This window comes from Streptococcus cuniculi, assembly GCF_004570575.1.
GTDB lineage: Bacteria > Bacillota > Bacilli > Lactobacillales > Streptococcaceae > Streptococcus > Streptococcus cuniculi_A.
On record NZ_SPPD01000026.1, the window covers coordinates 1 to 24,701 of the forward strand.

Genomic DNA, 24,701 nt, shown 5'->3' on the forward strand with positions numbered 1-24,701 from the left:
AATGGAGAGGCAATGCCTATCGAAAGTTTAATAGAACTATGGGAGGATATGTCTTTTGAAGAAAAAGAGGGTTGGCACACAACAGTATGTGAACGTTTAAAAACCGACGCTGAATCAGTCATTGAGTTACGTAAAAGTTATTGACAAAAGCAAACGTTTGCGTTAGAATGAACAGGTAAGGAAAAGAAAGGAATACGGATATGACAAATCGTACAAGTGGTGTTTTGATGCATATTACCTCCCTGCCGGGGAAATTTGGCATTGGAACATTCGGGAAAGAAGCCTATGATTTTGTGGATTTCTTGGTCGAAACAAAGCAAACCTACTGGCAAATCCTTCCCTTGACAACGACTAGCTACGGGGATTCTCCCTACCAATCCTTTTCTGCTATTGCAGGAAATACCAATCTCATCGATTTTGATTTGTTGGCGGAAGCTGGTTGCTTGCAGGTCAAGGACTATGAGGAAGTCAGCTTTGGAGATGATCCAGAAGTGATTGACTATGCCCAGTTATTTACCGCACGTCGTCCGATTTTGGAAATGGCGGTAAAAGGATTTTTAGCTCAAGACAACCACCTTGCAGCATTTAGAGAATTTGAAAAAGCTAACTCTTCATGGTTGAATGACTATGCTGAATTTATGGCGATAAAAGAACATTTTGGCAACAAGGCGCTTCAAGAGTGGGAGGACAAAAAAGTTCTTGCTCGCAATGAAGAAACGCTTGAAACTTACCGTCAGGACTTGGCAGAGCAAATTGACTACTTCAAGGTGACCCAGTATTTCTTCTTCAGCCAATGGAAGGAATTGAAAGCCTATGCTAACCGCAAGCATATCAAGATTATTGGCGATATGCCAATCTATGTTTCTGCTGATAGCGTGGAAGTGTGGACCAAGCCTCATCTCTTTAAGTTGGATAGCGAACGCAATCCACTTTATGTAGCAGGTGTTCCAGCGGACAACTTTAGCGCAGATGGTCAGCTCTGGGGCAACCCGCTTTATGATTGGGAACAACATGAAAAGACGGGCTTTAGCTGGTGGATTTACCGTATTCATGAGAGCTTTAAGCTCTATGATGTCTTGCGGATTGACCATTTTAAAGGCTTCTCTGATTTCTGGCAGGTAGCAGGAGATGCGCCCGTTGCTAAAGTCGGTACATGGGAGCCAGGACCAGGCTACAACCTCTTTAAGGTGGTTAAAGAAGCCTTGGGAGACTTGCCTATCATCGCAGAAGATTTAGGAAATATTGATGCAAAAGCAAGAAAACTCTTGAATGATTGTGGCTATCCGGGAATGAAAATCTTGCAGTTCGGTTTGGAAGATGTAGACGGTAAGAGCATTGACAGCCCGCACCGCTGTATTCCAAACTCTGTCTCCTATACTGGAACGCATGATAATGACGTTATCAATGGTTGGTACAATACCTTGACAGCAGAACAACAGGAATATGTTGATGATTATAGTAACCGTAAACCGATTGAGCCAGTCACTCAGGCCATGCTCCGTGTCTTGTTTGCAACAGTCAGTGACACCGTTATTGCTACGATGCAGGATATTTTGGATTTGCCTGCTTCATCGCGCATGAACATGCCGTCTACCATCGGTGGCAACTGGCAATGGCGTATGAAAGCTGAAGATCTGACCCAAGATAAGAAAAACTTCTTAGTGAAAATTACCAAATTATATCAGCGAGGAAATGAACAACATGACTAATTTTACAAGATTTGCAGAAGCAAATACCACAAAAAAACTAGCCGAATTGACCAATGAGGAAATCTATTTCCAACTATTAAGCTATGTCAAAGAAGCAGCAGCGCCTAAACCAAAAAATACGGGAAAACGCAAGGTTTACTATATCTCAGCAGAGTTCCTTATCGGAAAACTCTTGTCCAACAACTTGATTAACCTAGGAATCTACAAAGACATTCAAACAGAACTTGCTGCCGCTGGGAAATCCCTTAGTCAAGTCGAAGATGTAGAGCCAGAACCATCACTTGGAAATGGTGGGCTTGGCCGTTTGGCTTCTTGTTTTGTGGATTCGATGTCAACGCTTGGAATCAATGGTGAGGGAGTTGGGCTCAACTACCACTGCGGTCTTTTCAAGCAAGTATTTGACAAGAACGAGCAAGAAGCAGAGCCCAATTTCTGGATCGAAGATCAATCTTGGTTGATTCCAACGAACATCAGCTATGAAGTCCCCTTTAAAGACTTTATCTTGACCTCTAAGCTAGACCGTTTGGACATCCTAGGCTACAAGAAAGATACGAAAAACTACCTCAACTTGTTTGACATTGAGCGTGTCAACTATAACTTGATCCAAGAGGGAATTGCTTTTGACAAGACAGACATCAAGGAAAACTTGACCCTCTTCCTTTATCCAGATGATTCGGATAAAAACGGGGAATTGCTCCGTATCTACCAACAGTATTTCATGGTGTCAAATGCTGCGCAACTCTTGATTGATGAAGCACTTGAGCGCGGGAGCAACCTCCATGATTTAGCAGAATACGCCTATGTGCAAATCAATGATACGCACCCATCCATGGTGATTCCAGAGTTGATTCGTCTGTTGACGGAAAAACATGGTGTAGACTTTGCAGAGGCAGTAGAGATTGTCCGCAATATGACAGGTTACACCAACCATACAATTCTAGCAGAAGCCTTGGAAAAATGGCCACTTGCTTTCCTAGAAGAAGTCGTCCCACATCTGGTTGCGATTATCAAGGAATTGGATGCCATGGTTCGTGCTACTTATTCAGATTCTGCGGTTCAAATCATTGACGAAACCGGTCGTGTTCACATGGCTCACATGGACATTCATTTCTCCAATTCAGTCAATGGGGTTGCAGCCCTCCATACCGAAATCCTGAAAAATTCTGAGTTGAAGGTTTTCTATGACCTCTATCCAGAGAAATTTAACAATAAGACAAACGGGATTACCTTTCGTCGTTGGTTGGAATTTGCCAACCAAGACTTGGCAGATTATATCAAGGAATTGATTGGGGATGGCTATCTGGAAAATGCGACAGAGCTTGAAAAATTACTGGCCTACGCAGATGACAAGGCAGTTCACGTGAAACTAGCCGAGATTAAGTTCCAAAACAAACTGGCCCTCAAACGTTACCTCAAGGATAACAAGGGAATTGACTTGGATGAACATTCGATTATCGATACCCAAATTAAGCGATTCCACGAGTACAAGCGTCAGCAGATGAATGCCCTCTATGTGATTCACAAATACTTGGAGATCAAAAATGGCAATCTACCAAAACGCAAGATTACGGTCATCTTTGGTGGGAAAGCTGCACCAGCCTACATTATCGCCCAAGACATTATCCATCTCATCTTATGTTTGTCCGAGTTGATCAACAACGATCCAGAAGTCAGCCCATACCTCAATGTGCATTTGGTGGAAAATTACAATGTGACTGTCGCTGAAAAATTGATTCCTGCAACAGATATTTCCGAGCAAATTTCTCTCGCTTCAAAAGAAGCATCCGGTACAGGAAATATGAAATTTATGTTGAACGGTGCTTTGACATTGGGAACCATGGACGGTGCCAATGTCGAGATTGCAGAGCTTGCAGGTAGTGAGAATATCTATACATTCGGTAAGGATTCAGATACCATTATCGACTTGTATGCGAAAGCCGGCTATGTATCGCGCGACTACTACGCAAATGATGAAGAGATCAAGCGCGCAGTGGATTTTATCGTCAGCGAAGACTTGGTTCGTCTTGGCAATAGTGAACGGTTAGAGCGCTTGTATCAAGAACTCTTAAATAAAGACTGGTTTATGACCTTGATTGACTTGAAGGAATATATCGCTGTTAAAGAACAGGTCTTGGCGGACTATGAAGATCAAGATACTTGGAATAAGAAAGTGATTCACAATATTGCGAAAGCCGGATTCTTCTCATCAGACCGCACGATTGAGCAATACAATGAGGATATCTGGCACAGCCACTAATACTTCCTTTAGCATTGGCTACTTTCTAAGCAGTGTGGATGCAAGCAACTTCCTTTAACGCTCTTGGGAGTGAGACGACAACATTGATTTCTACAAAGTCACGCTTGAGTCCCGCTCCCGTTTGCCACTACTACGAAAGCATGCCTGTCGCTCACCTTGTTCGCATCATGTTCCCTCAACAAAAGATGAGAAGGCTGATTGTGAACGGTGGTGAATATAAATTGTATGGAGATGAAAACAGGGTTAGACCTGTGCCGAGTTCTCTTGTTGAATATAAAACCAAATGTTAATAGAAAGGAGGTATCAGATCAGTTTCTATGAAATTACTAACGCTCAACGTTCACGCTTGGTTGGAAGATAATCAGGTGGAGAAAATGGAGATTTTGGCTCGTACCATTGCCCAAAAGCAGTATGATGTAGTAGCCCTTCAAGAGGTCAACCAGCTGATGACGGAACATCCAGTAACCAAGGATATCAAAGAGGATAATTACGGCTTGCTCTTGGTGGAAAAAATCAACCAATTGAGCATGGAGAAGTATTCCTTGTTTTGGAGTAATTCGCATATTGGCTATGACAAGTACGATGAGGGAATTGCCTTCCTCACCAAGTTACCTGTCTACGATGTCGACCCGTTTTACTGTACGGAGCATCGGATGGTGCAGTCGATTTTCTCACGGAAGATTGTGGGGATTACTGTTGCCTATCAAGGGCAGTTGGTGGACTGTTATTCTTGCCACATGAATCTCCCAGATTGTCAAGAAGAGGATTCTATTGACAATCTGCGGGCGATTGTGGACCGTTCTCGTCATTCTCGCCTGAAGATTCTAATGGGTGATTTTAACACCGATGCTATTTCTGTCCCGGAAGACTATGAGGCTATGAAAGGAGTCGGATTACTTGATACCTATGAACTAGCTCAGGAAAAAGATGAGGGCATTACGGTATCAAAAGCCATCGATGGCTGGAGCGGTCATGGGACGGAAAAGAGAATTGACTATATCTTTTTGAACCAAGAACGTGAAGTGCTATCCAGCCGGATTATTTTTAATGGGGAAAATGAAGCTGTTGTTTCTGACCATTTTGGTCTAGAAGTACATGTAAAATGTTAGGAGAATGAAAGATGAAAAAATTTCTCAGTTTTGAATTTTGGCAAAAATTCGGAAAATGTTTGATGGTCGTGATTGCCGTTATGCCTGCTGCAGGTCTGATGGTGAGTATCGGCAATTCCCTCCCCTTGTTGAGTGCAGATTCTGAACTATTGGCACGTATCGGCAATATCATTGCTCAAATTGGTTGGGGAATTATCGGCAACCTTCACCTCTTGTTTGCTCTTGCGATCGGTGGTAGCTGGGCCAAAGAACGTGCTGGAGGAGCCTTCTCAGCAGGGCTTGCCTTTATCCTGATTAACTTGATTACAGGGAATTTCTTCGGGGTTACTGTAGCTATGCTGTCAGACGCAGAGGCGCATGTCAGCACCGTTTTTGGAACACAAATTCCTGTTGCCAACTACTTTGTCAACGTCCTTGGTCAACCAGCCCTTAACATGGGTGTCTTTGTCGGTATTATTGCTGGTTTTGTCGGAGCGACAGCCTTCAACAAGTACTACAACTACCGCAAGTTACCAGATGCTTTGACCTTCTTTAACGGAAAACGCTTCGTGCCCTTCGTCGTTATTTATCGATCTGTTTTGGTCGCGCTTGTTCTAGCAATCTTCTGGCCTCTTGTTCAAACAGGAATCAATAGCTTTGGTAAATGGATTGCCAACTCACAAGATACAGCGCCAATTCTGGCACCATTTATCTACGGGACCTTGGAGCGTCTCTTGTTGCCATTTGGATTGCACCACATGTTGACCATTCCGATGAACTATACCTCTCTTGGTGGCACCTACGAAATCATGACGGGTGCCCAAGCTGGCCAGCAAGTATTTGGACAAGACCCGCTCTGGTTGGCATGGATTACAGACTTAATTAACCTCAAAGGTGCAGGCGATATGAGTCAGTACAATGATCTCCTTACAAGCGTCACTCCAGCTCGTTTTAAGGTGGGACAAATGATTGGCTCAACGGGTATTCTCATGGGATTAACCCTTGCTATGTACCGCAATGTGGATCCTGATAAGAAGAAAAAATACAAAGGAATGTTCGTCTCATCTGCCCTTGCGGTCTTCTTGACAGGTGTAACAGAGCCGATTGAATACATGTTCATGTTTGCTGCAATGCCACTGTATGCACTCTATGCGGTCATTCAAGGGGCAGCCTTTGCCATGGCAGATATCGTTCACTTGCGTGTGCATTCATTCGGAAATATCGAGTTCTTGACCCGTACACCAATGGCCTTGAAAGCAGGTATCGGACTTGATGTGGTCAACTTTATCTGGGTATCTGCTCTCTTTGCAGTCTTGATGTACTTCATCGCAGACTTTATGATTAAGAAGATGAACCTTGCCACAGCAGGTCGCAATGGAAACTACGATACGGAGACAGCAGATGATACTCCCGTTTCTGGTGATGCAGGTGTTGCAGACGGTAATTCTCAGATTGTCCAAATCGTCAATCTCCTCGGTGGTCGTGAAAATATCGCCGATGTGGATGCGTGTATGACCCGCTTGCGTGTGACTGTCAAAGATGTTGAACTGGTCGGTGAAGAAGCGGCTTGGAAACAGGCAGGGGCGATGGGCTTGATTATTAAAGGCTCTGGTGTACAAGCTGTTTACGGACCAAAGGCCGATGTCTTGAAATCAGATATCCAAGACTTGCTCGATTCGGGACTTGAAATTCCGAAAACAAGTGTGACAGTAACAGAAGAAGCAGTTGTCGAAGACCATTTCAAAGGCATCACAGCAGACGTTCATTCGGTCGCAGATGGTCAAGCCATGGCGATTACCGAAGTGAGCGATCCTGTTTTTGCACAAAAAATGATGGGAGATGGCTACGCAGTTGAGCCTGCAAATGGCAATGTTTACGCTCCTGTCTCTGGTTTAGTCACCAGTGTCTTCCCAACCAAGCATGCTGTCGGTCTCTTGACAGATAGTGGTTTGGAAGTCTTGGTACACGTCGGCTTGGATACCGTTGCCCTAAATGGTGCCCCATTCTCCATTAAAGTATCCGATGGACAACGTGTTGAAGCAGGAGACTTACTCCTTGTTGCAGACCTTGAAGCTATCAAATCAGCGGACCGTGAAACAACGATTGTCGTTGCCTTCACCAATACAGCTGAAATCAAGGCAGTTCACTTACAAAACTTAGGCGCTGTCCAAAAAGATACCGTTCTTGCACAGGTAGAATTGTAAGATAGCCTCTTTTCTCTATGAAAGCTCATCGGGCAATAGATGATGATTTTAGATGAAAACTCCCTAGCGAGAAGTTAGGGAGTTTTCATAAATTTTTCAGTCTAATTTTTTGAATTTTTTTGAAAATCATGTTAGGATAAAATACATGTACATGATTTGTGAAACCCCTTATTGATAAAGGGAATCGCGTATTAAAACAATCACGAAGTCTATTAAAAAAAGCATATAAAAGAGGGTCTATGAGAAAGTTTTTACAGAATGTTGTGACAGAAATTGTTTATTATTTGGAGCTGATGCTATCAGCGATTTTAGCCGTTGCACTCTTGATTTTATCACTCTTGTTATTGGGAGATTTGGTGTCGGCTATTCCCAATGGGATTCATGGGGATACTTTTCTGAAAGACTTTTTAAATCGGACCATTACACTGGCGGTTGGCGTCGAGTTTATCAAGATGTTGTGCAAACAGTCGCCTCGTACGGTGATTGAGGTGCTACTCGTTGCCATTGCCCGTCAGTTGATTGTTGAACATGCTTCAAGTACAGACTATTTAATTGGGATGGTTTCTGTAGCGATTCTTTTTGCAGTGCGGAAATATCTCTTCATTCAGTTCGATGATTCAGATAATATCGTCATGCGGGCGAGTCAAAAAGTAAAAGTAGCGAACATTATTGCAAGAGTGAAAATTCCCGGTGAAAAGGGAGAGACCTTGCGTGATTTTGTTGTTCGTAAACTCAATGAGGAAGAAAAAACGATTGCCATTGGATCTTGTGTATATTTGAAAAATGTAGCCCTGCGCATAGACAACATGCATGGAGATTTGGTCACTCGGATTGAAATTATCAAGAGTATGTATTAAAGAAGCTGGAATTATCCAGCTTCTTTAATACTTTTTCTGAGGTCGATTTTTATAGCCACATAAAGGTAGAAGAGGGCGCTACCTAAGATAATAAAAGCAGGGAAAAAGCTTCGTAGAAAGAGGACAATAGGTGTTTCAATCAGAAAAGGTATCCAAAAGTCAGCACCTGATCTTTCCCATAAACCAGGCCGATAGAGTTCTTTCAGGTTCCAAATGCTTTGTTAATGATGGGAATTGAGTTGAAAGAAAAGGTAGAAGTTTGTCATGAAGATTGAAAAGAGAATCAATGCCTGCTTTCTCACACGTTGATAGAGGGCCTGGCGGGATTCGTCATCTGAAAAAATATCGGTGTCACCGTCATTGCTAGTATGCGTGAAATACTGATAGCTCTCGCGGTTGCTACCAGGAATCAGAGTCCAGCCACACTCTGCAAAGAGAGAAAGATACTCGAAATAATCCTGTTTGGAAGCAAACTGTCGGTAGTCCAGCCGTACGACGGGGATATCCGTTTCTTGCTCAACTTTTTCAAAGGTATAGCCTCCGGTGTAGGGAGATACTTTGATTAGGCGATAACCTTGGGCTTGAATCTGGTTAATCCATTGTTCTTCTGCGGAAATGGTTACAAAGAGTTTATGCTTTTTCATAGGAAACCTCCTTAAAAATCAAAACGGCTAGCAAGCGTACTCAGCTTTCGCATGCGCTCGGTTTCGAGTGCCAGAATGGCCTTGCCTGTCGGGGTGATATGGTACATTTTCCTGCGACTATCTGTACTTGGGACGGCGACAATCCAGCCCAACTTGAGGAGATTGTCAATGGCTCCATACATGGTACCAGCAGCGATTCGAACCTCTCCGTCGCTCATTGCTTCTACCTCTTGCATAATAGCGTAGCCATGATTGGTTTCTAGCAGAGCAAGGAGGATATAGTAGGTCGTCTCGGTCAGAGGCAGGTGTTTATTTCGTTTCATTTTTTCTTCTTTCCCTTTATATCGTTCAACTGTATAGTTGTATTATATATCGTATGACTATATAAGTCAACTGTATACTTAAAAAATAGTAAAAATCTTCTCAAATAAGCAATCTTGTGGTATAATAAAACGATTGAAAAAAATGTAGGAGGTTCCTTATGGGACGTAAATGGGCCAATATTGTAGCCAAAAAAACAGCTAAGGACGGAGCAAACTCAAAAGTTTATGCTAAATTCGGTGTCGAAATCTATGCCGCAGCTAAAAAAGGCGATCCAGATCCAGAGACCAATACAGCCTTAAAATTCGTTATTGATCGTGCCAAGCAAGCGCAAGTACCAAAACACATCATTGACAAGGCGATTGACAAGGCAAAAGGAAACACAGACGAGACATTCGTAGAAGGTCGTTATGAAGGATTTGGACCAAATGGTTCGATGCTCATCGTTGACACCCTTACTTCTAACGTCAACCGTACGGCAGCGAACGTGCGTGCGGCTTTCGGTAAAAATGGTGGAAACATGGGAGCTAGCGGTTCTGTTTCTTACTTGTTCGATAACAAAGGGGTGATTGTCTTTGCGGGTGACGATGCAGATAGCATCTTTGAGCAATTGCTGGAAGCAGATGTCGATGTAGAAGATGTGGAAGCAGAAGAAGGAACAATTACTGTCTACACTGCACCAACAGACTTGCACAAGGCCCTTGTAGCCTTGCGTGAAGCAGGAACAAGCGAATTCCAAGTGACCGAATTAGAAATGATTCCTCAGTCAGAAGTAGTCTTGGAAGGTGATGATTTAGCAACCTTTGAAAAATTGTACGATGTCCTTGAAGATGACGAAGATGTCCAAAAAATCTACACCAACGTCGAAGGATTTTAAAGAACACAAATGCCCCTTGGGAATAATTCCCAAGGGGCATTTTATAATGGGGGTTATGTAGTGATATTCTATAGTCAAATGAATTATAGTGAATTGAATAGAGGTTAGGACATCGTTAAGTCGCTTCGATGAACGTCAGTTCTATCTGCATCGGCGTCGCCTAGTCTGCTGTTGATTTTCATTGACTATGAGTACGGCAAGTCGAAAGTGACAATGTATCAACGTTCATTCATTTGACTATAAGGAGCAGTTGGGATAAGTTCGTATAGATAAGGAACGACTTGTTCCCCCTCTAATTCCTCCAAAGATTCAATCCAGCGGAAATCAATGTGTTCTTCTGGGTCAAGCAGGACGGGGCGTTCTTCCTTTAGGTGAGCGGCGTAGACCAATCGTGTAAAAACAGTCTGTTTTTGGCAATCAAACTGGCTATCTTCGTGGAGAATATCAGTAATCGTGATGGCTTGATTGGCTTCTTCAAGTGTCTCCCGAAGAGCAGTAGCTTGAGGCAACTCCCCAAGTTCGACATCGCCACCGGGAATGTCCCAATATTCAGGGTAGACATTGGCTTGCCCTCTTTTAATAGCTGAGCGTTTGAGAACAAGGTAGGTTCCGTTCTTTTGAATTAAAGCATGGGCAATGAGTTTGACAGACATGCGGGTAATCTCCTATTTTCCTATTTTCCTAAACAGAACTGGCTAAAGAGCTGGGTAATCAGCTCATCTGGCGCAGCATCTCCAGTAATCTCTCCGAGGATCTGCCAGCAGCGGGTCAAATCTACTTGGAGCAAGTCGACAGGCATGCCCAGTTCAAGTCCGTTGTTTACCGCCTGTAGCGCCTCTACGGCTTGTTCAATGAGAGAGATATGACGTGCATTGGAGAGATAGGTCGCATCTTGCTCAACGAGACCAGCATTTTCAAAGAAGAGCTGATTGATTCGTTCTTCAATCTGGTCGATATTTTGGTTGTGAAGCACAGAAATGGCAATGATATCAGCGGGTAGCTGGTCTTGCTCAATCTGAATTGGCAGGTCTGCCTTATTGAGCAGGATAATCCGATTGCTATCTTGGCTGATGCTTAACAGTTGACGGTCCTGTTCGGTCAATGGTTCGCTCGCATTTAAGACCAGAAGAACTAAATCCGCTTCTTCTAGCGCTTTTTTAGAGCGTTCAACCCCGATTTTCTCCACCACATCATCGGTTTCACGGATTCCTGCTGTATCAATCAATTTGAGCGGAACACCGTTGATGTTGACGTATTCTTCGATGATGTCACGCGTCGTCCCCTCAATATCGGTGACAATGGCCTTATCCTCACGTAGCAGATTGTTCAGCAAACTTGATTTGCCAACATTTGGACGACCGATAATGGCCGTTGCAATTCCCTCCCGAAGGATTTTGCCACAGCGTGCAGTTTTAAGCAGGTGTTCCAACAATTGCTGAAATTCCATGGTTTTCTCACGAACCAGTTCAGTCGTTGCCTCCTCCACATCATCATACTCAGGATAGTCGATATTCACCTCGACTTGGGCGAGCGTATTGAGCATTTCCTGTCTGGTATGATTGATGAGGGTTGAGAGTGAACCGTCTAATTGACGTACAGCTTGGTGCATAGCCTTGTCTGTCTTAGCACGGATAATATCCATGACCGCTTCGGCTTGAGTGAGATCCACCCGACCATTTAAAAAGGCTCGCTTGGTAAATTCCCCGGGCTCTGCTAATCGTGCTCCTTGACGGATGACCAGTTGGAGAATTTCATTGGTCACCGCAATCCCGCCGTGGGTATTGATTTCAACGATATTTTCCCGTGTGAAAGTCTTAGGAGCTTTCATGACAGAAACCATGACTTCATCGACCACGATATGTGTTACCGGATCTAGGATATGGCCGTAATGAATCGTATGACTGGCGACCTCCGCCAGATTTTTTTCTTTAAAAACGCTATTTGCAATCTCAATCGCCTTACTTCCAGACAAGCGGACAATGCCGATGGCCCCCTCTCCTAAAGGGGTAGAAATGGCTGCAATCGTATCAAATTCTTTTGTAATCATAATTCTATTGTAACGCAAACCCCCCCTCTCTATCAAGAAAATAGGGAGGGGAAATGTATTCTGCTAGACAGCTGAATGCTTGAAGAGGGAATAGGTAGCACGGTGGATGTGATTGGCGACCTGTGGATTGTTCATCGTATAGAGGTGGATGCCTGCCACATCTTGTGTGACGAGGTCGACGATTTGGTCAACAGCATAGGCTAGACCTGCGGCACGCAAGGATTCAGGATCATGCTCGTACTTGTCCAAAATTGCGCGAAACTTCCGTGGCAAGCGGATATTTTCGCAGGCACGGAGCAAGCGCAGCGCCTGATTCCGGTTGATAATCGGCATAATCCCTGCTAATATGGGCACGTCAATGTCTGCCAGCTGACATTTTTCCTGAAAATCGTAAAAGACATCATTGTCGAAAAAGAGCTGGGTGACAAGGCTGGAACAACCGGCGTCCACTTTTTTCTTGAGGTGTTTAATATCTGACACCTGATTTGGTGAGTCAGGGTGTTTTTCAGGATAGCAGGCTCCGATAATATCAAAATGCGGGGCTTGATCCTTGATGAAGGAAATCAAATCTGTTGCATACTGGAAATCGTTCTGCGGTGCGACATCGGGAATAATATCCCCACGCAGCGCCAGAATAGTAGTAACCCCAATCTGGTCAAGAGCTGATAGGATGTTTGCGACCTGTTCCTTTGTCAGGTAGATAGCAGGTAGGTGGGCAATGGAAGGAACCCCTAAGTCATTGTGGATATAATCTGCTAGGCGAACTGTCGTTTCTTCAATGTTGAATTTATTATTGCTTGCGGTCACGCTGATAAAGTGCGGCGCTAGGTCCTGCATATCACGCAACGCCGAGAGGATTTTTTCATTGCCTGTGGCGGGATTTGGAGGGAATACTTCAAATGAAAGACTAGGAGTGTGAGCCATGTTTTTTCCTTTCTATTTTGGGAGAGGAGAAAACATGGTTTCCTCCTTGCCTATTGACGGATGTCTTGACGCGCAGCCTTGGCAGCTTCTACGAGGCGAACCAAACTCTCACGGGTTTCCTTGATACCGCGGGTTTTAAGCCCACAATCGGGATTGATCCAGACCTTACGGCTCGGAACTTTGGCGAGGATAGCTGCGATGGTATGGTCGATTTCCCCCTCGGCTGGCACGCGCGGTGAGTGAATATCATAAACCCCAGGGCCGACCTGCGTTTGGAAGTTTTGTGCTTTTAATTCGTCCAGAATCACGAGGTTGGAGCGACTCGCTTCAAAGGAGATAACATCCGCATCCATATTGTCAATTGCAGGGATAATATCGGTAAATTCGCTGTAGCACATGTGGGTGTGGATTTGCGTGTCAGGCGCGACTGTTGAATGTACCAAGCGGAAGGCAGGAATAGCCCAATCGAGGTAGTCTTCGTACCAGTCGCTTCTGCGCAGCGGCAATTTCTCACGGAGTGCAGCCTCGTCAATCTGGATAATCTTGATGCCTGCCGCTTCTAAATCAAGCACCTCTTCCTTAATCGCAAGAGCAATCTGCAAAGTTGATTCCTTAATCGAAATATCCTCACGAGGGAAAGACCAGTTGAGAATGGTCACAGGTCCTGTCAGCATGCCCTTGACAGGCTTGGTAGTCCTACTTTGAGCATAGCTGGACCATTTGACAGTAATCGGCTGCAAGCGAGTGACATCCCCCCAGATGATAGGTGGCTTCACACCCCGCATACCGTAGGATTGCACCCAGCCGTTCTTACTAAAGAGGTAGCCAGACAGGTTTTGTCCGAAGTATTCGACCATGTCATTACGTTCAAATTCACCGTGGACGAGGACATCAAAGCCGACTTCTTCCTGCCACTTAATCCATTCGTCAATGTGTTTCGCCAAAAAGTCATCGTATTCTTGGGCGGTCAAGTCCCCTTTGCGGAAAGCCAAGCGAGTTGCTCTGACTTCTGCCGTTTGCGGGAAGGAACCGATGGTGGTCGTTGGGAGCTCTGGCAAGTGGAGCCGCTCTGCCTGCAAGACTTCACGCTCCGCAAAGGCTGGTAAGCGAGTGTAGTCAGTATCTGTCAAGCTTGCAATCCGAGCGCTAAGGTCTGCATGTTCACCAACTCGCTGTGCGGCGAACAAGGCTTTATTCGTCTCCAAAATCTCCTGTCTACCACCCGCTATAATCGCATCCAAGTCGCGGAGTTCAGTCAATTTTTCGACTGCAAAGGCAAAATGCTGTACGATAGCCTCTTCAAATTCTTCATTCGCTGTTGTAAAGGGTACATGTAGGAGTGAGCAAGAGGTGCTCAAGACGATGTTTTCAGCAGGGATTTCTTCCAAAACGGCAAGACTCTTTGCATAGTCATTGCGCCAGATATTTTTGCCGTTGACAATACCCGCATAGAGAACCTTGTCAGAAGGGAAACCTGTTGAGACCAGTTCCAAAGTCTTTTTCCCTTCGACAAAGTCAAGTCCCAGAGCGTCAATCGGCAGGGTAATCAAATCAGTATAGACATCCCGCACATCGCCAAAGTAGGTTTGCACAAGGACAGACAAGCCTTTTTTATCCGCCAAGAGCTTGTTATAGATGTCTAGGAAAAGGGCTTTTTCTTCAGCTGCTAAATCCTTGACCAAGCTCGGCTCATCTAGCTGAATCGTTTCAGCGCCTAGTTCAGCCAATCTTGCAAAAACTTCTTGATAAGTGGCAACAATCCCCTCTACAAAGTCAGCAGCTTCTAGCCCTTCTTCGTAGTCTGCCAACTGTAAGAAAGTGAAAGGCCCAATAAGAACTGGACGAGTGAGCAAGCCTTGCACCTTTGCTTCAGCAAATTCATCAAAAATCTTGTGGCTAGCCAGTCTCACGTCCGTTTCTTTTTCAAATTTCGGAACGATATAGTGGTAGTTGGTGTTGAACCACTTTTTCATCGGAAGAGCCCGAACATCACCTTTTTCTCCTTGATACCCCCGTGCTAGAGCAAAGTAGCGTTCCAAGTCTGTCAGGTCTAAGTCCTGCACCGCTTTTGGTACTACATTGAGCAAGAATGCGGTGTCTAAGACGTTGTCGTAATGCGAGAAGTCGTTGCTTGGGATTTCTGAAATTCCCGCTTCTTTGACCAAATGCCAATGCTTGCTGCGGAGCTCCTTGGCTGTTTCCAGCAATTCGGCTTCGCCGATTTCTTCTCTAAAGTATTTTTCTGTTGTAAATTTTAACTCACGAAATTCTCCCAAACGTGGGAAACCGATAATGCTTGTTGTCATAAAAATGCCTCCAAAACTTATTCTTGACACTATCCTAACAGAAAATAGGGTATTTGTATAATTGAAAATAAATAGGGAATCATATAGTTTTAAACTATAGGTAAAACGATAAAAATATACAGTTTATAGGGATAAAAGGTATAGTTTTTCTGAATGATTCCTGATAAAAATTTTTAAAGTCTTGATAAAACATCTATATTAGACAGGGCTGTGGGAGCGTGCTATCATAAAAAGTATAGTAAAAAAAGGAGAGGTGGCACCATGAAGAAAGTGATTGTTGGGATTACAGGAAATGAAAAGGAAATGCCACCAATGTCTGGCTTAACCTATGTAGCGGTGGCGCGTGATTTGGCAGAAAGTGTCAAAGCGGCTGGCGGTTTGCCGATTGTGATTCCGATTGGGACACCAGATTTGGCCAAGGATTATGTTGATATGATTGACAAATTGATTCTCTCGGGTGGTCAGCATGTCAGTCCCCATTTTTACGGAGAGAAACAGACAGTGGACAGCGATGAGTATTGGCTAGCGCGGGATGAATTTGAACTGGCATTGTTAGCAGAGGCCTTGAAACAGAAGAAACCCATCTTTGCAGTTTGCCGAGGCATGCAGCTCTTAAATGTCGCCTTGGGTGGTAGCTTGGAGCAAGAGGTGAGAGACCATTGGCAGGAGGAGTTGGAGGGGACTTCTCATGGCTTACAGGTCAGACCCAATAGTCGGGTCAGTCAATTATTTGGTCAAGGGAGCCAGATTAACTCTTTCCACAGGCAAGGAATCAAGCGCTTGGCGCCTGACTTAGTGGTAACGGCCCGTGATCCACGTGATGGAACGATTGAAGCGGTTGAGGGGCGAGGCAGTATGCCGATTTTGGGAGTGCAGTGGCATCCAGAGTTTTTATATAAACATTGTCAAAGCAATCAGCAGTTGTTTGACTATCTAGTCCATGAGTTATAAGGAGTTGATGAGTGTAAAAAAGTGAGAACAGAGCTACCTATCTTTTTTACACAGTTCGTAGTCCGAGTTCGTTTAAGATGTGACGATGTGAAGAAAACGAAAGACAAACTAGGAAGACAGCGCTGTGTGCGCTGTACACAAGATGGCTTATCCCTAAAGGGATTCTCATCTGTAACTCGCTAAAGCGAGAACATCTGCCTACCTTTTTTCCGAAGTTTTTAGTTGGAACTTAGTTCCATTCGTTTGCTTTTCGAGTTTTATTGAGTATAACGTAGACCCCAATATTGAGGGAGACAGATCGTATTCTCCCTTTCTAAAGACCAAGTATCCCTAAGGGTGCTTGGTTTTTTGGTACGACATGCCGGTCGTACCAAAAAAGAAGACAAGCAGTAAAAAACGGCTTGTCTTCAGTCTGACACGAGTTACAATTGTTTTATTTTCGGTATCCAGACTATTGGAGCGAGTACAAAACTATATGACAATGATGGAACACTATAAATCAAAAACATCGTTCAGATTTTCAGCTAGGGTTGGGTGAGTAAAGAGTTGTTCCTTGAAGTAGGTGTAAGGAATCTTATTATCCATTGCAACAGTGATAATATTGATGATTTCTTGGGAGCCGTCGGCAAAAATAGTCGCTCCAAGGATTTCCTTTGTTTCTGTATTGACAAGGACCTTAAAGGCACCGCGTAACTGGTTGTTCACATGACCACGTGGCATGCTTGCGACAGGGAGTTCCTTGACACTGTAAGGCAACTTAGCTTCTTTTGCCTGTGCCTCCGTCATTCCGATTTGGGAGAGAGGGGGAGTAATAAAGAGGGTGTTAGGGATATGTTTTCGATTTTCTAGTGTATAGTCTCCTGTCCCCATTAAGTAGTCATAGACAATGCGAGAGTCATCGAGGGAAACATAGGTGAACTGTGGGCCACCATTTACATCTCCAACGGCAAATACACCTGAAACGCTTGTTTCGCAATGCTTATCCACCTGAATGGCACCACGTTCGGACAGTTGAATATCGGTGTTTTCTAGTTGCAGAGGTGCAACATTGGGTTTGCGTCCTGTAGCATAGAGAAGGGCATCAAAATAGTAGGTTTCCTGTTCGGTAACGACTGCCACCTTGTTGTTTTCGTTTTTTATTTCAATTGTTCGGACATTTTGTAGCAGTGTAATCCCGTCTTCTGTTAGGTATTGGTGCGCTAAATGGGCGATAGAAGGCTCTACACGCGGTAAGAAAACATCAAGCGCGTCAAGGACTGTTACCTTGCTTCCCAGTGTATTGTAGAGGCCAGCAAACTCCAAGCCAATATTTCCACCGCCTAAGACACCTAGCGTTTCTGGTAATTCGCTTAACTGTTGGATTCCTGTTGAATCATAGACATGCGCACTCGTTGTCAGCCCCGGAATTGGAAGGACATTGGAAATCGCCCCTGTATTGATGATAATGGTTTCAGCAGAGATTTCGCGTCTATCGTCTCCGGCTACCATTTCAAGCACCTTATTTGAGATGAAATGTGCCTCAGCATCAATAATATCCACCCCTTTGCCTTGAATCATTGCATAATTCTTTTGATTTAGGCGCTGAACAACGGTCTCTTTTTGTGCAAATACCTGATCAAAACTAAGGTTATTTTCTGAAGCTACCAGTAGTGTTTTAGTTGGGATGCAGCCGATATTGATACAGGTTCCACCATACATGGATTGACTACGCTCGATGAGAGCTACTTTTTTTCCTTGACCAGCAAACTTAGCAGCAAGTGTCTTTCCTGCCTTACCAAAACCAATGACAACCATGTCGTAACGTAACATATTTATTCCTCCATTTTTTATTACTTGCATTATATCACTTCTCAATAGAAAATACAGATTTCTTCTACAAAATTCATTGTTTAGTTTAAGTAGGAATTCACAGTTCCGTAATTTTGAGGTGAAATCATTGACAAGGAGCTAAAGGGTGGGGTATAATGAGGAAGTAAATTTGACATAAATAAGGGGAGGAATTATGTTTTCAAAAAGAATACAAATATTTTCGATTCGGAAGTTTTCAGTAGGTGTATGCTCGGTTCTTCTTGCTAGCACTTTATTGGGAGCTATGTCGCCAATTTCGCAGGTTGTATTTGGCGGTGAGACAGTTGTTCATGCTGCAGAAGCAGCTGAACTTGTGATTACAGAGTCAAGAGTGGGGGTTGGATTGGACAACCTCACGGCAACTGTGACAGCGACCTCTGGGGCGACTTTTACAGTAAAAGTAGGCGAACAAGTCTATCCATTGACAGAAACTCCAAATGGCGATGGAACCTCAAAATATGCGGTGAATACTCCACTTAATCGGACAACTTTTGTTCAAGCAGCTGAGTTAAGCTATAGCTTTAACGGTAAAGAGGGAAAAGCTGCCTTTGATGAGTACGTGCTTCTTCAAGAAAAACTGGTTAGTGGGACACAAAAGCGTATCACAAAGACAAACTCTACTCCGTTGACAGCTGAGGAAGTTGCCCAAATCAAGCAAAATATTACAAGCATGTATGCAGAAGCTGGTTATCCTATTGCGGATCCAGATACAGATATTGTAGTAGATACAGCAAATGACCGAATAAGTGTCAAGAGTAGTTTTGAGACAGATACGTTCTGGAACCTCTTTAAAGAGTACACAGGTGTTTATAAGTTAAGTAGCTTTGTTCAGTACCAGAGTGATGTTGTTCAAAATAGAACAGTTAAACTTTCAAATACCCGTATCGGTGGTTCTTTCTTTGCCCCAAGAGGTGGAAGAGCGACTTTGACTTACGGCGATCAAGTGTTACCAATGATGTTTTTCTCTGGGAACTACACCTTGGTTGATCGCAAAGTCCCTAAAATGATTCGAGATACGATTGTAACGTTCAACTTGACAAACGCAGATGGGACAACTGAAACGAGAACAATTGACGTCACAGACGGTGATGCGACTCGTGTGCCAATGCATGTTCAAGCAGAGGATTTCTTTGTAGCAAATCCAATTAAGAAATTGTCTGTTGAAGACAAAGCAGCAACCTTGACAGCAGAGCAAGAAGCAGCCATCATCAAGAATATTGAGGATGCCGTAGCAGCTTCGCCATTTAAGGACCAAGTAGAGCAAGTGTATGCTACTAGTAATGACTTTATTGTTCGCTTTAAGAATCAAACTCTCTCAGACGGTACAATCGTATCTTATGAATATTATATTTCTCCTTCAGATTTGACACAGGTGACTGCTCAAGTAACAGGGAAGGTAAAGATTTGGGATAACGCAGATGCGCGTCAATTTAATACTGGTTTATTGACAGGATCACAAGGGTCAACACCGAATGGACAGACAGAATTACGAGGCTATACAAGTGTCCCAGTGAAATTGTTAGATGAGTCCGGAAACCTGGTTCAAGAAGTCAACTCAGGAGCTGGCGGTACATTGGGAGATTTCTCTTTTGATGAGGTTGGAGATGGTACCTACTATATCGAAATTGGAACTACCAATACAGTCGGTGTTCCACATGAGGTTTTGGATTTGCCAGCCTTGCAAGAATTTGGTGTACCTTTCCAAAATGCGAATCGTTCAAAAGCGATTATTGTTGAAAACGGTCAAGTAAGAGTAAAAGATCAAGTGGAAATTGATCAATATGGAAATCCAGATACAGATGAGTCAGGAAATACAACACCGGTTAGCACCGTATTATTTGCAGTGGTTCGTCAGCCGTATGCATTAAGATTGCATACAGATGCAGGTGCTTTTGTATTGACGGGTGCTGATGGTGCTCCACTGGACTTTGGTGGGGATCTGACCTTATTTGAAGGTGGTTTGCGTTATTTTGAACAAAATGGAAATAAATTTGCAAGTTTGCACGGTGTGCTTTTCAATGACAGACCAAATAATTTAATCAATTCCTTACCAGAACCTGTATTGAGTCAGGAAGATAAAGATTATGGATATGAATTTGTCGGATGGCGTATTGATGATGTCATGGTGGATAAATATCCTGAATTGGCGGGTCAATTGTTTAGTACAGAAGAAGCCTTGAATATTGTTGCTAAAGGTGATATTGACTTGCGTGCCACTTTTGCGGTACCAGAGCATACCGTGACCTTTGCGACAGATACAGATAAAGGGTTGATTAATGGTGGTGCAAGTGTATCAGTCAAGGTAGAAGGCAATACGACAAAGATTTCTGCCATCGCCAATAATACCTTGCCTGAGCCAGTTGCAAAACCTGGTTATGAGTTTGTTGGTTGGTTTGTTGATCCAACAACTAATGTAGTGGATAAGGATACGATTTTGGGGACAGTAGTGAATCGAAATCTTGTCTACTATGCGAAATATCGCCCTGTAGCACAGGAAGTGACACCAGAACCACTCATCAATCCAGTGACAGAAGGTGGCACAACTGTTACAGGTGTAGGAGTTGCTGGTGCAACAGTAACGGTGACCTTCCCAGATGGCAGTACGGTAGACGTAGTTGTTGGAAAGGATAATACTTGGTCTGTCACTGCTCCTGCTCCACTCACACTTGGTCAAGTTGTTTCTGCTAAACAATTAGTAGAAGGAAAAGATCCAAGTAGTTCAGTTGATGTGACAGTTGTTCCTAAGACAGCAGAGGTGTCAGCAAATCCTATCATCCATGCTATGTTTGTAGGAGATGTGGCCGTTACTGGTAAAGGTGTTCCGGGAGCATCAATCATTGTAACATTTAAGGATCGAACTCAAGTAACTACAAAGGTTGGAGCAGATGGAACTTGGGCTGTACAAGTGCCAGCGACAGCAACACTTGCAAAAGGTGATAATGTTTCTGTTACACAGATTGAACCAGGTAAGAAGGTCAGCGCAGCCGTTGATGGAACTGTTCTTGCACCAAGTGAAAAAGGTGACAAGGGCGATAAAGGTGACAATGGAGACCCAGGTATTCAGAAGAACTCAGATGACAATCAAGACAATCAAAATGATAAAGATAATGGAGGAGATGCAGGAAAGACTACTGTGAAGCCTAAAGCTGTTCTCCCTAGAACAGGTACAACCCGTTCTAATCTTTCGCTTATAGGTCTAGTAGGTCTAGGCGGTTTATTGGCATATGGTTTCTTGAATAAGAAGCGTTCAAAGGATGAAGGATAGAAGTCCTCTGTCTCTGTAACTATGAGATGAAAGAGGCTCCTATGTAAAAGAATCTGAGATAGAAGCTAGAATTTTCGTCAAACGGACTTCTGGCTTTTATCTTGTTCTAAAACCTCCATATAAAAATGGATTTTCATAGTCTTTTCAGCCAGATTTCATCGAAAAAAAGAGCGCATAAAATCCTCTCATCTGAAAGTGTTTCAGATTAAGTTCCGCTATGGCGGAAGTTAGTATGAGACGTTTGAGAGGATTTTGTTGCTCATTTTTAGATGTTATTCTGAGGTAATGTTGGAGATTGGCAGATCTCTTCTGCGGGTATGGGAGTAATTTCTAGAAGTCGCTAAATTATTTCTTCTTTTGCCGACAAAATGTTTGACAAAATTAGGAGGCGAAAGATATAATTTGATGGTTAAAACTTTAAATATTAGAGAGGGAAATCGAATGAGGAAAAAGATGATAACATTGTTGAGTGTAGTAGCGCTGACTACCTATGCTACTAATCAGTTATCAGGTGGAACAGCTTCTCAGGTTGTGTATGCAGCAACGTCATATGTCGCTGTTACGGAAGGAAGTGTTACGACTGTAACAGGTTCAGGACTAGAAGCCAATACTCTTGTTGAAATTATGGATAGTGCTGGGTCAGAAGCCTATGGAAGTACGAGGACAGATGCTGACGGAAATTTCTCCATAAAATTATCAAAAGCAATTTCTGCTGGTGAGACGATCACAGTATGGGTTGGCATTGCGAAAGGAGAAGAAGTAGTTGTATCGGGGAAACAAGTGATTGATAATACTGGGACGACATCTGGAGGTGGGTCAGCAAGACCGACGGATACGGGTGCTCTGGTATTGACGAGATATGAGCCAGGTGAACAATATGTATTAGCTACAGGGTCAATGGTAGGAACTGTTGTTAGTCTATCAGATATGGCTGGGAATGAGCTTGGTCGCGTGACAATCACTGATACAAGTAATATTGAGATTACTTTAAATCGTGCACTACGAAGTGGTGAAATACTGAAATTAGAAACGCAAACGAGAGACAGCTTTATCCAAAATGTAGAATATGTTGTTGTAGACACAATTGGAACGGTTAAAGTTCGTTACATGACAACGAGTGACGAGAGCTTATCAAACGATATTATTTTCCAAGGAAAGGTAGCAGAAAATCCTTCTACTGTCAGACCAGAAGATACGAGACATTATTATAGAACAGAACAAAAGTCTTTTGACGGATACACATTTGTTCGTGTGGAAGGAACAGTAGAGGGACCTTACCAAGAGGGTGAGCAACTTGTGACCTACCTCTATGAGAAGGAGAGTCCAACTCCAACTCCGGATCCGACTCCGAGCCCAGAACCAACTCCAACTCCGGATCCGACTCCGAGCCCAGAACCAACTCCAACTCCAGATCCGACTCCAAGCCCGGAACCAACTCCGGATCCGACCCCGGATCCAGATCCGACTCCGGATCCGACCCCGAATCCAGACCCAACTCCGGATCCAGATCCGAATCCAACTCCGAATCCAAATCCAACCCCAGCATCAGGAACTCAAGCAATTGTAACTCCGAAACAATTGCCAAAAACAGGTGTCGCTACAGACTATGCAAAAACTATAGGTTATCTCCTTGTAGCATTAATTTTGGCTATATTCCATAAATTCTATAAAAAGGAAGAACGTTAAAAAAGATGTTTAGGGGTGAATGAAAATGAAAGCATTGAAGTTTATTTTGTACGGTTTTCTGGGGTTTCTAGTTGTAGCTTTTACATGTTCATCAGTAAGTGCAGCAGATTTGACCGGTAATGTCATTGTTTCTAATTTGAAATATTCTCAGTTGCCAGCTACTCAGACTGGTAATCTGGAGACAATGCTATTGGACTTTGATTTTGAAGGAGATTGGGACGCCTCCAGCTTGGGTGATAAAATCCAACCGGGAGATACGTTTACAGTTCCCTTCAATTCAAAGGATAGCAATATTACCCTCAACAACGGCAACTATGCTTTGCTTAATGCTGAGGGGATTCAGCTGGGGAGTTTGTCAGCAAGTAGAAGTACGGGGTTATTAGCTTTTACATTTTCAGATAATATTACTGGATTGGAAAATGTAAAAGGAAGTTTCAAAGTGAAGGCTTCTGCCCGTGTAAGACGTGGGGAGAATCAACTGACGCTTCCTGACGGCAGCAAACAAACGGTCAATTATACAGAGGGAAGTTCGTGGTCTAATGAACCAGTTATCAATGGCGAAGGAATCTATAAGAGCGTTACTAAGAATATTCAAGCAAATGGGGCACCTCCAGAGTTAATTCAGAAGTTAATGAGGGGTGAGATTTCGGTTGCGGAGTATACAGCTGCCTTAGCACAGTATTCAACATCGTCCATGATTTGGAAAGTTAGAATCAATCGTTCTGCTAGTGATTATGGTACAAGCAATGTTACAGTAAAAGACGCGCTAAATCTAGCTGGTGGAGTCGTGTTACCCTATCATGAGGACAGTTTTGAATTAAATGAGGTGACCTATAGTGGAACAGAAGCCACGGTAGTTCGTAAAGTTTCGATCACAAAAGATGAAGCTGAATTTCAAAAGGCCAACGGAAGTATGGCGTTGCTGACTTTCAAAAATGGTAAGACTGCTTTTGAATTAAATTTAGGGAATGCTGTCGGTAGAAAGAGCTATGAATTGACTTATAAGACAGATGTTCCAGAAGCTGGCTACACTATTTCCAATAGCATAGCCCTATACAGGGATCAAGGAGCTGTTGTAACCCATGATTCCATTACAAAGGATGGTAAAACCACGCAAAATGTCAATACTAGTACAGGTGCAAGTTATTCAGAACAAGCAGTTGGTGGAACCGTTACTGGTGATTTAACTGCTCGCATTCGAATAACGAAGTATGATGCTGAAGATGCGGCGATTTTATTGGCTGGAGCAAGTTTTAAAATTGCTAAAGCAAGCGATCCTTCAGTTGTTATTCAAACACTGACAACTAATGACAAAGGGATTGCCCTATCCAATAAATTAGAACCTGGGGAGTATGTTGTCACAGAGACGACCTCTCCAGCAGGTTATCGCATAGACAGCACTTCTAAAAAGGTAACTGTTTCAGAGACGAGTCTATCCTATCTACCTGTTCCAAATGCCAAGGGAGAAAATGATCCTCTTCCTCCCTCCACTACAGAAGTTTCTGGAACAAAGACTTGGGTTGACAATGACAACCAAGACGGCAAGCGCCCTGAGAAACTGGTTGTGAAACTCCTCAAAACAGTAGGTGGTCAAACGACGCAAGTTGCGACTAAAGAAGTCTCAGCGAAAGATGAGTGGAAGTACAGCTTCACCAATCTTCCACAATTTGAGAATGGTCAAGCTATTACCTATAGGGTTGATGAAGAGTTGCCAGCA

General features: G+C 43.5%; 17 protein-coding genes. 10 read left to right on the plus strand and 7 right to left on the minus strand.

Going from position 1 to position 24,701, the window contains the following annotated elements:
* The first annotated feature begins 200 nt into the window (after positions 1-200).
* The 5 genes from malQ (at position 201) to E4T82_RS11170 (ending at position 8,115) form a co-directional block, all read left to right on the plus strand.
* Positions 201-1,709: a 4-alpha-glucanotransferase gene (gene malQ, locus E4T82_RS11150; protein ID WP_135182867.1), complete on the plus strand. Its 1,509-nt coding sequence runs from the start codon at positions 201-203 to the stop codon at positions 1,707-1,709.
* Positions 1,702-3,966, plus strand: coding sequence for a glycogen/starch/alpha-glucan family phosphorylase (gene glgP / locus E4T82_RS11155; RefSeq protein WP_135182868.1), 2,265 nt, complete (start codon positions 1,702-1,704; stop codon positions 3,964-3,966). Before malQ ends, glgP begins: the two co-directional genes overlap by 8 nt.
* 317 nt (positions 3,967-4,283) lie before the next feature.
* Positions 4,284-5,075: an endonuclease/exonuclease/phosphatase family protein gene (locus tag E4T82_RS11160; protein ID WP_135182869.1), complete on the plus strand. Its 792-nt coding sequence runs from the start codon at positions 4,284-4,286 to the stop codon at positions 5,073-5,075.
* Positions 5,076-5,086: 11 nt separating this feature from the next.
* Positions 5,087-7,258, plus strand: coding sequence for a PTS transporter subunit IIBC (locus E4T82_RS11165; protein ID WP_135182870.1), 2,172 nt, complete (start codon positions 5,087-5,089; stop codon positions 7,256-7,258).
* 239 nt (positions 7,259-7,497) lie between these two features.
* On the plus strand, positions 7,498-8,115 hold the full coding sequence (locus E4T82_RS11170; RefSeq protein WP_135182871.1) for a hypothetical protein: 618 nt from the start codon (positions 7,498-7,500) through the stop codon (positions 8,113-8,115).
* A gap of 221 nt (positions 8,116-8,336) precedes the next feature.
* On the opposite strand, the gene E4T82_RS11175 is transcribed toward E4T82_RS11170, so the two are convergent.
* Positions 8,337-8,759, minus strand: coding sequence for a DUF2812 domain-containing protein (locus E4T82_RS11175; protein ID WP_135182872.1), 423 nt, complete (start codon positions 8,757-8,759; stop codon positions 8,337-8,339).
* A gap of 11 nt (positions 8,760-8,770) precedes the next feature.
* Entirely contained in the window at positions 8,771-9,082 is a 312-nt protein-coding gene (locus E4T82_RS11180) for a PadR family transcriptional regulator (RefSeq protein ID WP_135182873.1), read from the minus strand.
* A 158-nt stretch (positions 9,083-9,240) separates the two neighbouring features.
* Here E4T82_RS11180 and E4T82_RS11185 point away from each other — a divergent pair, with 158 nt between their 5' ends.
* Positions 9,241-9,957, plus strand: a complete 717-nt coding sequence (locus E4T82_RS11185; protein WP_075104633.1) for a YebC/PmpR family DNA-binding transcriptional regulator — start codon at positions 9,241-9,243, stop codon at positions 9,955-9,957.
* A gap of 218 nt (positions 9,958-10,175) precedes the next feature.
* On the opposite strand, the gene E4T82_RS11190 is transcribed toward E4T82_RS11185, so the two are convergent.
* The 4 genes from E4T82_RS11190 to metE all read right to left on the minus strand — a co-directional run bounded on the left by E4T82_RS11190 (position 10,176) and on the right by metE (position 15,234).
* The gene (locus E4T82_RS11190) at positions 10,176-10,610 is read right to left on the minus strand and encodes an NUDIX hydrolase (RefSeq protein WP_135182874.1); all 435 of its coding nucleotides are present in this window, start codon (positions 10,608-10,610) and stop codon (positions 10,176-10,178) included.
* Positions 10,611-10,630: 20 nt separating this feature from the next.
* Positions 10,631-12,004 (minus strand): tRNA uridine-5-carboxymethylaminomethyl(34) synthesis GTPase MnmE, encoded by a 1,374-nt coding sequence (gene mnmE / locus E4T82_RS11195; RefSeq protein WP_135182881.1) that lies wholly within the window; start codon positions 12,002-12,004, stop codon positions 10,631-10,633.
* A gap of 63 nt (positions 12,005-12,067) precedes the next feature.
* Positions 12,068-12,928: a methylenetetrahydrofolate reductase [NAD(P)H] gene (gene metF, locus E4T82_RS11200; protein ID WP_135182875.1), complete on the minus strand. Its 861-nt coding sequence runs from the start codon at positions 12,926-12,928 to the stop codon at positions 12,068-12,070.
* 50 nt (positions 12,929-12,978) lie between these two features.
* Entirely contained in the window at positions 12,979-15,234 is a 2,256-nt protein-coding gene (gene metE / locus E4T82_RS11205; RefSeq protein WP_135182876.1) for a 5-methyltetrahydropteroyltriglutamate--homocysteine S-methyltransferase, read from the minus strand.
* Positions 15,235-15,495: 261 nt separating this feature from the next.
* Here metE and E4T82_RS11210 point away from each other — a divergent pair, with 261 nt between their 5' ends.
* Complete coding sequence (locus E4T82_RS11210; protein ID WP_135182877.1) at positions 15,496-16,185, plus strand: gamma-glutamyl-gamma-aminobutyrate hydrolase family protein; 690 nt, start codon at positions 15,496-15,498, stop codon at positions 16,183-16,185.
* Between the two features lie 492 nt (positions 16,186-16,677).
* On the opposite strand, the gene E4T82_RS11215 is transcribed toward E4T82_RS11210, so the two are convergent.
* Positions 16,678-17,994 carry an FAD-containing oxidoreductase gene (locus tag E4T82_RS11215; protein WP_135182878.1) on the minus strand — a complete coding sequence of 439 codons (1,317 nt, stop codon included), beginning with the start codon at positions 17,992-17,994 and terminating at the stop codon, positions 16,678-16,680.
* Positions 17,995-18,187: 193 nt separating this feature from the next.
* Here E4T82_RS11215 and E4T82_RS12560 point away from each other — a divergent pair, with 193 nt between their 5' ends.
* The 3 genes from E4T82_RS12560 to E4T82_RS11235 form a co-directional block, all read left to right on the plus strand.
* Positions 18,188-21,298, plus strand: a complete 3,111-nt coding sequence (locus E4T82_RS12560; RefSeq protein ID WP_167753622.1) for an Ig-like domain-containing protein — start codon at positions 18,188-18,190, stop codon at positions 21,296-21,298.
* A 453-nt stretch (positions 21,299-21,751) separates the two neighbouring features.
* Complete coding sequence (locus E4T82_RS11230) at positions 21,752-22,984, plus strand: Ig-like domain-containing protein (RefSeq protein ID WP_194185894.1); 1,233 nt, start codon at positions 21,752-21,754, stop codon at positions 22,982-22,984.
* A 25-nt stretch (positions 22,985-23,009) separates the two neighbouring features.
* Positions 23,010-24,701: Cna B-type domain-containing protein (locus tag E4T82_RS11235; RefSeq protein ID WP_167753623.1), on the plus strand; the 1,692-nt coding region annotated here is incomplete at its 3' end.